Source organism: Micromonospora sp. NPDC049204 (assembly GCF_040647935.1).
Lineage (GTDB): Bacteria > Actinomycetota > Actinomycetes > Mycobacteriales > Micromonosporaceae > Micromonospora.
Genome location: NZ_JBEZDC010000006.1, coordinates 26027 through 39098, shown reverse-complemented (window position 1 = coordinate 39098; position 13072 = coordinate 26027). Strand labels below are relative to the sequence as shown.

The 13072-nt window shown below is 71.4% G+C and carries 5 protein-coding genes and 2 pseudogenes; 4 read left to right on the top strand and 3 right to left on the bottom strand.

The window, feature by feature from the left end; genetic code table 11:
• Positions 1 to 27: 27 nt before the first annotated feature.
• The 3 genes and pseudogenes from AB0A90_RS13510 to AB0A90_RS13500 all read left to right on the top strand — a co-directional run.
• Positions 28 to 1716, top strand: a complete 1689-nt coding sequence (locus AB0A90_RS13510; protein ID WP_357246258.1) for a methylmalonyl-CoA mutase family protein — start codon at positions 28 to 30, stop codon at positions 1714 to 1716.
• A 154-nt stretch (positions 1717 to 1870) separates the two neighbouring features.
• The gene (locus AB0A90_RS13505; RefSeq protein WP_357246255.1) at positions 1871 to 2794 is read left to right on the top strand and encodes a tetratricopeptide repeat protein; all 924 of its coding nucleotides are present in this window, start codon (positions 1871 to 1873) and stop codon (positions 2792 to 2794) included.
• A 66-nt stretch (positions 2795 to 2860) separates the two neighbouring features.
• Positions 2861 to 3817, top strand: a pseudogene (locus tag AB0A90_RS13500) (arginase family protein); the annotation flags it as partial.
• Positions 3818 to 4548: 731 nt separating this feature from the next.
• Here AB0A90_RS13500 and AB0A90_RS13495 read toward each other — a convergent pair.
• Positions 4549 to 6513, bottom strand: a complete 1965-nt coding sequence (locus tag AB0A90_RS13495; RefSeq protein WP_357246253.1) for a penicillin-binding transpeptidase domain-containing protein — start codon at positions 6511 to 6513, stop codon at positions 4549 to 4551.
• 289 nt (positions 6514 to 6802) lie between these two features.
• Here AB0A90_RS13495 and AB0A90_RS13490 point away from each other — a divergent pair, with 289 nt between their 5' ends.
• A complete protein-coding gene (locus AB0A90_RS13490; protein ID WP_357246250.1) occupies positions 6803 to 11884 on the top strand; it encodes an NAD-glutamate dehydrogenase in 5082 nt (1693 codons plus the stop codon).
• 73 nt (positions 11885 to 11957) lie between these two features.
• On the opposite strand, the gene AB0A90_RS13485 is transcribed toward AB0A90_RS13490, so the two are convergent.
• A complete protein-coding gene (locus tag AB0A90_RS13485) occupies positions 11958 to 12662 on the bottom strand; it encodes a class F sortase (RefSeq protein ID WP_357246248.1) in 705 nt (234 codons plus the stop codon).
• Between the two features lies 1 nt (position 12663).
• Positions 12664 to 13072: pseudogene (locus tag AB0A90_RS13480) on the bottom strand (hypothetical protein); the annotation flags it as partial.

The following is a 13072-nucleotide window of genomic DNA, read 5'->3' as shown; positions in this document are numbered from 1 at the left end:
TCGAGGACCCGAGGAGGAGCCCTGCTCATGGACGCCGACGAGATCGACGCCGGACGGGCGCGTTGGCAGGCCCGGTACGACGCCGCACGCAAGCGCGACGCTGACTTCACCACGCTCTCCGGGATGCCGGTCGAACCGGTCTACGGGCCGCCCGAGGGCAGCGCGTACCCGGGCTTCGAGCGGATCGGCTGGCCGGGCGAGTACCCGTACACCCGGGGTCTCTATCCGACCGGCTACCGCGGGCGGACCTGGACGATCCGGCAGTTCGCCGGCTTCGGTAACGCCCAGCAGACGAACGAGCGCTACAAGATGATCCTCGGCGCCGGCGGTGGCGGCCTCTCGGTCGCGTTCGACATGCCGACGCTGATGGGCCGCGACTCGGACGACCCGCAGGCGCTCGGCGAGGTCGGCCACTGTGGCGTCGCCATCGACACCGCCACCGACATGCAGGCGCTCTTCGACGGCATCGACCTGGCCGACGTCACCACCTCGATGACGATCTCCGGTCCGGCCGTGCCGGTGTTCTGCATGTACCTGGTCGCCGCCGAGCGGCAGGGTGCCGACCTGTCCAAGCTGGACGGCACGCTGCAGACCGACATCTTCAAGGAGTACATCGCGCAGAAGGAGTGGCTCTTCGACCCGGAGCCGCACCTGCGCCTGATCGGCGACCTGATGGAATACTGCGCCGCCGAGATCCCGCGCTACAAGCCGCTGTCGGTCTCCGGCTACCACATCCGCGAGGCCGGCTCGACCGCCGCGCAGGAGTTGGCGTACACCCTGGCCGACGGTTTCGGGTACGTCGAGCTGGGCCTCTCGCGCGGCTTGGACGTGAACGTGTTCGCGCCGGGGCTGAGCTTCTTCTTCGACTCGCACCTCGACTTCTTCGAGGAGATCGCCAAGTTCCGCGCCGCCCGCCGAATCTGGGCCCGCTGGCTGCGCGACGTCTACGGCGCGACAAGCGAGAAGGCCCTGTGGCTGCGTTTCCACACGCAGACCGCCGGGGTGTCGCTGACCGCGCAGCAGCCGGTCAACAACGTCGTACGGACCGCTGTCGAGGCGCTCGCGGCGGTGCTGGGCGGCACGAACTCGCTGCACACCAACGCGCTCGACGAGACCCTGGCGCTGCCCACCGACGAGTCAGCCGAGATCGCCCTGCGTACCCAGCAGGTGCTGATGGAGGAGATCGGCGTGGTCAACGTGGCCGACCCGCTCGGCGGCTCCTGGTACGTCGAGGCGCTGACCGACAAGATCGAGGCCGAGGCGGAGGAGATCTTCGCCCGGATCCGGCAGCTCGGCGGGGACGGGCCGCACCAGATCGGCCCGATGACCTCGGGCATCCTGCGCGGCATCGAGGACGGGTGGTTCACCGGGCACATCGCCGAGTCGGCCTTCGTCTACCAGCAGGCCCTGGAGAAGGGTGACAAGAAGATCGTCGGGGTCAACTGCCACACCGGTACGGTCGCCAAGGAGCTGGAGATCCTGCGCATCTCGCACGAGGTGGAGCTGGAGCAGCGCCGGGTGCTGGCCGAGCGCAAGGGTGCGCGGGACGAGTCGGCGGTCCGCGCGGCGGTGGCCCGGATGGTCGACGTCAGCCGCACCGACGAGAACATGATCCCCGCGATGCTCGACGCCGTCCGCGCCGAAGCGACCCTCGGTGAGATCTGCGACGCCCTCCGCGCCGAGTGGGGCACCCACCGCGAACCCGCCCGCTTCTGACCCATACCACCACCCCCGTCGATCACGCACCCGCCGCCCACTTCCTGGCGGCAGAAATGCCCGATCGCCGGGGGTGGGGGTGGGGCGTGAGAGTTGCAACGTCGGGGTTGTGGGTGACCTGAGATCGGGGGCTCACGTGCGAGACTAGGTAACCATGAGCGACCCACGGATCACCTCGTCGATCTTCACCCGCGGCGCGGTCGACCTCAGCACGCTGCGTGGCCCCGCACCAGCAAGTACCCGCCCCGGCACGCCCCCACAGGGCGGCCCGTCCAACGGCACCCCCGGCGCGCCCACCGCCGGCGGGAGCACCGCCATCGTCGACGTCACCGAGGCGACAATCCAGTCCGAGGTGCTCGAACGGTCGATGGCCGTGCCCGTCGTCGTGTTCTTCGGCGCGGCCGGCTTCCCGGAGAGCGACGAGTTCGCCCCGGTCCTGGAGCAGTTGAACGCCGAGGGCGGCGGCACCTGGGTGCTGGCCCGGGTCGACGTGCAGGAAAATCCGCGAATCGCACAGATGTTCCGAGTCCAGGGCATCCCCATGGTCTACGCGGTCGTCGGCGGCCAGCCGGTCGACGCCTTCTCCGGCGTGGTGCCCGAGGCCCAGTTGCGGCAGTGGATCCAGGCCGTACTCAAGGCCGGCGGCGTGACAGTCGCCGAGCCGGAGGACCCCCGCCTCGACGAGGCCGACGACGCGCTGATGAGCGGCGACCTGGACGCCGCCGAGCAGGCGTACCGGAAGATTCTGGCCGACGCCCCGGCGGACGCCGCGGCCACCGCCGGGCTGGCCCAGGTCGGGGTGGCCCGCCGGGTCGCCGGCGCGGACCCGGCCGCCGCGCTGGCCGCCGCCGAGAGCGCCCCCGACGACGTGGCCGCGCAGCTGCTGGCCGCCGACATCGAGGTGCTCAGCGGTCTGGCCGAGCAGGCGTACGCCCGGCTCGTCGGTCTGGTCCGGCGCACCGCCGGAGAAGACCGGGAGACCGCCCGCCAGCACCTGGTCTCGCTCTTCTCCATCGCCGGCCCGGACGATCCGGCCGTCGCCTCGGCGCGCCGGGCGTTGGCCAGCGCCCTGTTCTGAGTTCACAGCACGCCAGCGCGGGCCGGCGTTCCGGCCGGCCCGCCCGACCAACGAGGACGGGAGCTCATGATGCGCCGGATCGCCGTCCTCGACGCGCCGACAAATCTCGGTCTGCGGCCGCCGACGTCCACGTCGGTCCCCGGGTGCGCCAAGGCGCCCGGCGCACTGCGCGACCACGAACTGCTGGCCCGGCTCCGCGCCCGCGACGCCGGCTGCGTCACCCCGGCACGGTACGACCCGGGCGACTGGCGGCCCGGCGACGGGGTGTGCCACGCCCGGGAGATCGCCGACTACTCGCTGGCCCTCGCCGAGCGGATCGGCTCGATCATCGACCGGGGCGAGTTCCCGGTGGTGCTGGGCGGCGACTGCTCCGTGCTGCTCGGCTCGGCGCTGGCCATGCACCGCCTCGGTGAAGCCGTCGGCGGGCGGATCGGGCTGGTCTTCGTCGACGGGCACTCCGACTTCCGGCACCCCGGCAACGCCTCCTACGTCGGGGCGGCCGCCGGGGAGGACCTGGCCCTCGTCACCGGGCGCGGCCAGGCCGACCTGGCCGCGATCGAGGGCCGCCGGCCCTACTTCCGCGACATCGACGTGGTGGTGTTGGGCATCCGAGCCCAGGACGAGTACCGGCTCGACCTCCAGGCCGCCGGGATCACCACCCGGCCGGTGCCGGCGCTGCGCGCCGAGGGCGCCGCCCGGACCGCGCAGTGGGCGCACGAGCAGCTCGCCGACTGCGCGGGCTACTGGGTGCACATCGACGTGGACGTGCTCGACCCCGCGGTGATGCCCGCCGTCGATGCCCCCGACCCCGGTGGGATCGCCTTCGCCGAGCTGGAGATCCTGCTCGCCGGCCTGGTCGACACCCCACACTGCCTCGGCGTGGAGCTGACCGTGTTCGACCCCGACTACGACCCCGACGGCTCGTACGCGGCCGAGATCGTCAACACCGTCGTCGCCGGCCTGGCCCCGGTCACCGCCCCGGAGGCGGTGCCGCCCCGGCTGCTGTCGTCCCGGCCGACCCCCGGCCCCCGCCGCGGCAACGGCCGGACCCCGGCTCCCACCGAGCGACCCGGCCACGACGAAGGTGCAGGTGGGTTGGACCGCGCGGAGCGGGTTGGTGGGGTGGACCGCGCGGAGCGGGTTGGTGGGGTGGACCGCGCGGAGCGGATCGGTGGACTGGACCGCGCGGAGCGGCTTGGTGGGGTGGCTGGTGTGATCGGCGGCGCGGCGTCCTTCGCCGATGCCCCCTCGTGGTCTCCGGCCGTCGATGCCACGCCGCTCCCGGAGGCGGGGTCCGCCGATCCGGGAGCCGTCGCCGATGACCGGGCCGGCATCGACCGCCCCGATGGTGCGGTGGCTGCTTCCGGCCGATTCGGTGGTGACTCCGCCGAGGGCGCGGCCCACCTCCCGGCCACGACCGAGCGGGAGCCGGTCGGCCCACCCGCGTCGGCCGGCCCGGGTCTGCTCCGCCGACCCTCCCCACCGGCCGAGAATGCCCCGGACCATCGCAAAGCCGACACCGCCTGACCCGAACGCCGCCCCGCCGGGTCATGATCGACTCGGCTTTCATGATGTCGCGGCGTCCGAGTGGCTCGGATAGCGCGGTTTCAGCAAAACCGAGTGGATCAACGCCGGAGCGGTGCGCGGGGGTGCCGGCCGGGCGTGCGGTTCGGGCTGGGCGGGGGTTGCCGGCTGGGCGTGCGGTCGGGGTTGGGCGGCGGGTCGGGGCTGGGCGTTCCTGAGCGGCGTTGGTGTCAGGACGGGGGGAGGGCGCGGAGGAAGCGCTCGGCGATCGGGACGGCCGACGCCGTGCTGGCGCCGCCCTTCTCCACGAAGACGGCGAACGCCACGTCGCCCCGCCAACCGACGAACCAGGCGTGGGTATGGGCCGGGTTGTCGTCGTACTCGGCGGTGCCGGTCTTGCCGTAGACCTCGCCCGGCACGTCCTTCAGCGCGCTGCCGGTGCCCGTGGTGACCACCTCGCGCATCATCGCGCGCAGTGCCGCGACCGATTCCGGCTTGAGTTGCTCGCCCGGCGGGGCCGGCTTGGCCGGCGCCGGGTCGATGAGCAGTTTCGGCTGCTCGAAGCGGCCTCGGGCGACCGCCGCGGTGGCACCGGCCATGGCCAGCGGGCTGACCAGCGTGGTGCCCTGCCCGAACGATGCCGCGGCCTGCTCGGCCGGGCTGCCACCCGCGGACACCTTGCCGGTGAAGGCGTCCGTGCCGAGGTCCCACTGACCCTCCAGGCCCAACGAGCGGCCGGCGGCGGCCAGCCCGTCACCGCCGAGCTTCGGCGCGAGCGAGGCGAACGCCGTGTTGCAGGACTTGGCGAAGTCGGTGCGGAACGGCACCGAGCCGAGTTCGAAGTTGTCGGAGTTCTTGAAGGAGCGACCGTCCACGGTGAAGGTCTTCGGGCAGGCCACCGGCCCGTCCAGAGTGACCGCACCCCGGTCCAGCAGGCCGAGCGCGCTGACCATCTTGAACGTGGAGCCCGGAGGCACCTGAGCGTCGAAGGCCAGATTCTCCCCGGCCGGGCCAGGGCCGTTCGCCGCGGCGAGCACGGCACCATCGCTGATCCGGAGCGCCACCATCGAGGACCGCCGTGGCTCGGCGCGCAGGGCCCCGTCGGCCGCATTCTGGACGGCGACGTCAAGCGTGGTCTTCAGCGCCTGACCGGGCTGCGGCTCCCGGCGGAACAACTCGGTGCCGGTCGGTTCCAGTTTGCCGCCCTCGACGGGACGCTCGACCACCACGGTCAGCCCGGGGCCACCGCGCAGTCGCTCGTCGTAGCGGCCCTGCAGCCCGCCGTGCCCGACCAGGTCGCCGACGACGTACCGGTCGGGGTGTGCGGCGAGGTCGTCGGCCTGCGCCGGGTCGACCGAGCCGAGCACCGCACGGGCGAACTCGCGGGTGGGCGCCAGGTCGATCTTGTCGGAGACGAACTTGGTGCCGGGCAGGTCGTAGATCCGGGGCTTGATCTGCCGGTACGCCTCCTCGCGGAGCGACACCACCTCGACGAAGGCGCCCGGCTCGGCCTTGGTCACCCGGTCGGGCAGGTCGGCCAGGTCGACGCCGGGGACCAGCGCCGGGCGGATGGCCTTGAACGCCGCGTCGAGGTCCTTGACGAGCTTGCCGAGATCGGTGACCCCGTCGGGCTGCACGCCGACCCGCACCACCGGCCGGGGGGTCACGATCGGTTGGCCGGCGGCGTCCAGCACCCCGGCGCGGGTGCTGGCGTCGCGGCGCAACGCCAACCGGTCACCCTCGGTGAGCTGCTCGTGCACCACCTTCGGCTCCCAGATCACCTGCCACTGGTCGTCGTCGCCCTTGGCGAGACGCACCTCCCGGTCGTAAGTCCAGGGGGTCTGACCGGGCAGCTTCCACTCCACCTGGACGGTTGTGGTGGCGATGTCCGCCTTCACCTTCGGCTCGCCACGACGCGTCAGCGTGGGCGGGGTCGCCGCCAGCTCACCGGAGAGCTCCTTGATCTGGCGACTCACCTCGGTCGAGGGCAGCTTGCTGCCGGTCGGGTCGATCAGACCGACCGCCTGGAGATCGCCGCTGCGCCAACCGGCGAGGAAGGCGTCGAGACTGCCCTCCGGCCCGTCGTCAGCCGAGCAGCCAACCAGAACGCCGGCCATGAGCAGCGCCGCGGTGAGGGCGGCGGCCACACGGCGGACGGGGTTCGGCCGGAGGGGCCGGGGGTACGACGAGGGCATGAAGCTGGTCCTTCCGATCTCGGAGCGCCTTCGCACGGTAGTACGCCGACGCCGTCCCCAACGTCCCCCAGCATGGCGGGCGCGCTCAAAGACGGGCCGGGCCGGTGTGATGAACATCGCGTGGCGGGGTATCCCGCAGCCGGCCAACCTCGGACCCGCAACGGGTGAAAGGACAAAGTCCCGATCCGGACGTCTGGCCAGTGGTCCGCCGACGAAGGCGCACAACGGCAGGGCCTAGGCTGAGCGGCAGAGTGACCCACAACGCGGTGGGTCGAGGGGAGTGGCACCGATGGACCGGCGTCCGGCGATCAAACCGGAACCCGACCTCCGGCAGGATGACTCCGGCCGGGACGACGACAGCTTCGATTCGGCGACCGACGGGGACGGCTACGGCCGGCTCGACACGGGAGTCACGGGGCTGACCGGGTCGAGCATCGACACCATCTACGATCTGGGCCTGCCCACCGAGGCGTTGGCCGACGACGTGGAGGACGCCGAGCTCGACGAACCAGTTCCCAACGCGGAGCGGCTGGTGGCTCAGGCTGTCGCGCTCGCGGGGGACGACCACGACGCGGCGACACTCGTCGGCCGTTTCTGGCGGTTCGCACCGGACGAGGAGCTGGTCGGCTTCACGGCGGAAGAGATGCTCGACGCGGCCCGGGCGCACCGGGACCTCGCCCAACAGCGGGTGCCGGGCGAGTTGAAGCTGCGGATCCACGAGCCGCACGCCGACCAGCACCACACGGTCGTCGAGATCGTCACCGACGACATGCCGTTCCTGGTCGACTCGGTGACCGCGCTGCTCAACTCGTACCACCTGGACGTGCATCTGCTGGTGCACCCGCTGGTGGTGGTGCGGCGGGAGCCGTTGGGCCGCCTCACCGAGGTCTCGGCGGACGTGGAGCCGGACGACGCGATCGCCGGCGACATCATCGAGAGCTGGATGCGGATCGAGATCGACCCGGTCCGGGACGCGGCCGAGCGGGACCGGCTGCGCCGCGAGCTGCAGCGGGTGCTCACCGACGTGCGGGAGGCGGTGGAGGACTGGCCGAAGATGCGTCAGCGCTCGCTCGCGCTCGCCGACGAGTTGGCCTCCGCGCGTACCGCCGAGAACCGGCCGCCGGTGCCGGAGAAGGACATCACCGACTCGGTGGAGCTGCTGCGGTGGCTGGCCCACGACCACTTCACCTTCCTCGGCTACCGGGAGTACCGGCTGGTCGACGTCGCGAGCGGCGATGCCGGCGACGAGGTCGACGGCAAGGCGTTGGAGGCGGTGCTCGGCACGGGTCTGGGCATCCTGCGCTCCGACGCGCCGGAGGCTCGGCCGCTGGCGTCGATGACGCCGGAGGCGCACGACAAGGTGCTGGAGAAGCGCCTGCTCATCATCACCAAGGCCAACTCGCGGGCCACCGTGCACCGCTCGGCGTACCTGGACTACATCGGCTTCAAGATCTTCAACGAGGCCGGCGAGGTGATCGGCGAACGGCGCTTCCTCGGCCTGTTCTCCACCGCCGCGTACCGGACCAGCGTCCGGGAGTTGCCGGTGGTGCGCCGCAAGGTGGCCGAGGTGCTGGACCGCTCCGGCCTGAGCCGGCGCAGCCACTCGGGCAAGGATCTGATCCAGATCCTGGAGACCTACCCCCGCGACGAGCTGTTCCAGATCAAGACCGACGACCTCTACCACGCGGTGATCGGCGTACTGCGGATGGCCGGTCGTCGGCAGCTGCGGGTCTTCCTGCGCCGGGACGCGTACGGGCGGTTCATCTCCTGCCTGATCTACCTGCCCCGGGACCGGTTCACCACGCAGAACCGGCTGCGCATGCAGGACATCCTGCTGCGGGAGCTGAACGGTGTCGGGGTGGACTACACCACCCGTGTCACCGAGTCGATGCTGGCCCGGGTGCACTTCATCGTGCGTACCGACCCGACGCGACCGCCCGGCGACATCGACGCCGACCTGTTGGCCGAGGAGTTGGCCGACGCGACCCGACTCTGGGACGACGACTACCGGCTGGTGCTGGAGCGCAAGCTCGGCGACGAGCAGGCCAAGCACCTGTTCACCAGGTACGCCGACGCGTTCCCGGAGGGCTACAAGGACGGGCACACGCCGTACGAGGCGATGAAGGACCTGGCGAAGCTGGAGCTGCTGGAGGAGCCCGGCCAGCTGGAGATGCACCTCTTCCGTAAGCAGTTGGCGCCCCGGCCGGGCACCCGGGTCCCCGGCGCGGATTTGGCCGAGGCGATGGACGTCCGGTTCAAGGTCTACCGGTACGGCGAACCGATGATGCTCTCCGCCGTGCTGCCGGTGCTGCACTCCCTCGGTGTGCGGGTGGTCGACGAGCACCCGTACGAGGTGGACCGGATCGACGGGCGCGTCTACCTGTACGACTTCGGCCTGATGCTGCCCGAGGGGCACCACGAGCTGTCCGAGGTGCGCCCGCACGTGGAGAACGCCTTCGCGGCGGCCTGGCGCGGTGAGGCCGAGGTGGACCGGTTCAACGAGCTGGTGCTGCGCGGCGGGCTCACCTGGCGGCAGGTGGTGGTGCTGCGGGCGTACGCGAAGTACCTGCGGCAGGCCGGCACGGTCTTCTCCCAGGACTACATGGAGCAGACGTTCATCGCGTACCCGAAGCTCGCCGCGTTGCTGGTGGAGCTGTTCGAGACCCGGTTCGCGCCGGGCGAGCAGACCACCGAGCAGCGGCAGCAGCGCAGCGGTGAGCTGGTCGAGACGATCCGGGCCGGGCTGGACGACGTGGCCAGCCTCGACCAGGACCGGATCCTGCGGTCGTACCTGACGCTGATCGAGGCGACCCTGCGGACCAGCTTCTACCAGAAGCGCGCCGACGGGCGACCGAAGGCGTACGTGGCGTTCAAGCTCGACCCGCAGGCCATCCCGGACCTGCCCGCGCCCCGACCGAAGTTCGAGATCTTCGTCTACTCGCCCCGCTTCGAGGGCGTACACCTGCGGTTCGGGCCGGTGGCCCGGGGCGGGCTGCGCTGGTCCGACCGTCGGGAGGACTTCCGGACCGAGGTGCTCGGCCTGGTCAAGGCGCAGATGGTGAAGAACACCGTGATCGTGCCGGTGGGCGCCAAGGGCGGCTTCGTGCTGAAGCAGAAGCCGGGTGACCGGGACGAGGCGGTCGCCTGCTACCAGGAGTTCGTCGGCGCGATGCTCGACGTCACCGACAACATCGTCAGCGGGCAGATCGTGCCGCCCGAGGACGTGGTCCGGCACGATGCCGACGACCCGTACCTGGTGGTCGCGGCGGACAAGGGCACGGCGACGTTCTCCGACATCGCCAACGAGATCTCCACGGCACACAACTTCTGGCTGGGCGACGCCTTCGCCTCCGGCGGCTCCGCCGGCTACGACCACAAGAAGATGGGCATCACCGCCCGGGGCGCCTGGGAGTCGGTGAAGCGGCACTTCCGGGAGTTGGGCCTGGACACCCAGACCCAGGACTTCACGGTGGTCGGCGTCGGCGACATGTCCGGCGACGTGTTCGGCAACGGGATGCTGCTGTCCGAGCACATTCGGTTGGTGGCCGCCTTCGACCACCGGCACATCTTCCTGGACCCGGAGCCGGACGCGGCCACCTCGTACGCGGAGCGGCGGCGGCTGTTCGACCTGCCCCGGTCCTCGTGGGAGGACTACAACCCGGAGCTGATCTCGGCCGGCGGCGGCATCTTCCCGCGTACCGCGAAGTCCATCCCGATCACGCCGCAGGTCCGGGCGGCGATCGGCCTGGACGACGACGTCACGCACCTGTCGCCGCAGGAGCTGATGAAGGCGATCGTCACCGCTCCGGTGGACCTGTTCTGGAATGGCGGCATCGGCACCTACGTCAAGGCGTCCACCCAGACCAACGCCGAGGTGGGCGACAAGTCCAACGACGCGATCCGGGTGGACGGGCGCAACCTGCGGTGCCGGGTCGCGGGCGAGGGCGGCAACCTGGGCTGGACCCAGCTCGGCCGGATCGAGTACGCGTTGACCGGCGGCCGGATCTTCTCCGACTTCATCGACAACGCGGCCGGCGTGGACACCTCCGACCACGAGGTGAACATCAAGATCCTGCTGAACACGGCGGTGGCCGACGGCGAGTTGACCACGGCCGAGCGCGACGAGCTGCTGGCCGGGATGACCGACGAGGTCGCGGAGCTGGTGCTGCGGGACAACTACGACCAGGCGCGGGCGATCAACAACGCCCAGGCCCAGGCCGCCTCGCTGCTTCCGGTGCACCGCCGGATGATCAACGAGTTGGAGCGGTCGGGTGGGTTGGACCGGGCGCTGGAGGCGCTGCCGCCGGATGAGGAGTTGGCGGTCCGCAGCGAGTCCGGGCTGACCGCGCCGGAGTTCGCGGTGCTGCTCGCGTACGTGAAGATCGTCCTGGAGCGGGAGATCCTCACCGAGGGTCTGGCGGACGAGGAGTGGACGACCGAGGTCCTGGTCAACTACTTCCCGACGCCGATGCGTGAGCGCTTCGCCGACCGGATGGGCCAGCACCGACTGCGCCGCGACATCGTCACCACCGTGCTGGTCAACGAGGCGATCAACCGGGGTGGCATCTCGTTCATCTTCCGGGTGGTCGAGGAGACGGCGGCCAGCGCGGCGGACGTGATCCGGGCCTACGTGGTGGTCAGCGAGGTGTTCGGCCTCCGCGACCTGTGGGACGCGGTCGAGGCGCTGGACAACAAGGTCGCGCCGGAGTTGCAGACGAGTGTCTACCTGGACACCCGTCGGCTGCTCGACCGGGCCGTGCGGTGGCTGGTGTCCAACCGGCGTTCACCGATCGACGTGCCGGCCGAGATCGCCCGGCTGCGCGACGGTGTAACCCGGCTGCTGCCGGGGCTGGAGGAACTGTTCTACGGCAACGAGCGGCAGGGCATCGCCGCGCACATGGACTCGATGACCGAGCGTGGGCTGCCCCGCGAGCTGGCGGAACGCGCGACCCGGCTGATGTACAGCTTCGGTCTGATGGACGTGGTGGAGACGGCGAACGCCAGCGGGCGGGACGTCAGCGAGGTGGCCTCGGTCTACTTCGTGCTGTCCGACCTGTTCCGGGTGGACTCGCTGCTGTCGAAGATCTCCCTGCTGCCTCGCGAGGACCGCTGGCAGACGTTGGCTCGGATGGCGCTGCGCTACGACCTGTACGCCGCGCTGGCCGCGCTCACCGCGGAGGTGTTCGACTCCACCCCGGAGGACCTGCCGCCGCACGAGCGGGTGCAGCAGTGGGAGCAGTCGAACGCGACCTCGATCCACCGCGCCCGGCGGGCGATGGGGGAGTTCGACGAGTCGCGGGCGGATCTCGCCGCCCTGTCGGTGCTGCTGCGCCAGATCCGCACCCTGGTGCGGACCTCCGCGGCCGCCTGAGTCGGTACGCCGGACGCGGTCCGGCCGGTCGGGGTGACCCGACCGGCCGGACCGCGTTTCGTTTCGTCCCCGATCAGGCCACCAGGGTGGCGAAGACGACGATGTTGTCCGGGTAGCTCTTGGCGGCCTCGTCGAACTGACCACCGCAGGTGACCACCCGCAGACCGGGCCGGTCGCTCGGTCCGTACACCAACTCGGTGGGGAAGGCCGTCTTCGGGTACGACTTCACCGAGTCGACCTGGAACGCGGCCGGCTGGCCGTCCGCCCGCCGCACCGTGATGGTGTCACCGGGCACGAGAGAGCCGAGGTCGAAGAAGACGGCCGGGCCGAGCTTCGCCGAGTCCACGTGCCCGACGATGACCGCGTTACCGGTCTCGCCGGGGCTCGCTCCCGGCTCGTACCAGCCAGCCTGGTCGGCCTGCTCCAACGGGGGAACCTGGACGGTCCCGTCCGGGTTGGTGCCGAGGGACAGGATCGTCGCGTTGACGCCGATCCGGGGGATCTCGATGCTGGTCGGCGCGGAGCGCGCCAACCCGGCCGGAACGTCCCCCTGGCCGACCGGCTGCCCGTCGACCGGGGGCACGGCGGTGGCGGTGTCGGCCGGCCCGCTCACCTCGGGACCGGCCTGGGCCAGCGGCTGCGGCGGTCGGGTCTGCGGGGTGGTCTTCAGAGCGAAGCCGATCATGCCAGCGCCGAGCATGGCCATAGTGACGACGACGGCCGCGCCGGCGGCACGCCACGGTCTCCCGTGACGGCCGCCGGCCCGTGTCGTCGTCACGTCAGACGAGCGAACCATTGGTCCGCCGACGACGCATCAGCACGATCCCGCCGAGCGCGGCAGCGCCGAGCAGGCCCGCCCCGCCGGTGGCCAGGCCACGGTCGGTACCGGTGCTGGCGCCACCGTCACCACCGTCGACACCGCCGTGCGGCAGCACGACGAGCTCGCCCTCGCCGCACGAGCCCTTGAGCTCGTAGCGACCCGGCTTGGCATCCTTGTCGACCTTGGCGTCGCCGTAGTAGACGAACTCGCGCTCCTTCTCCCAGCTGTCCTCGTCCGAGCCGTGCTCGTCCTTGCCGTAGCCGCCGCGCTCGTCCGAGCCGTGCTCGTCCTTGCCGTAGCCGCCGCGCTCGTCCGAGCCGTGCTCGTCCTTGCCGTAGCCGCCGCGCTCGTCCGAGCCGTGCTCGTCC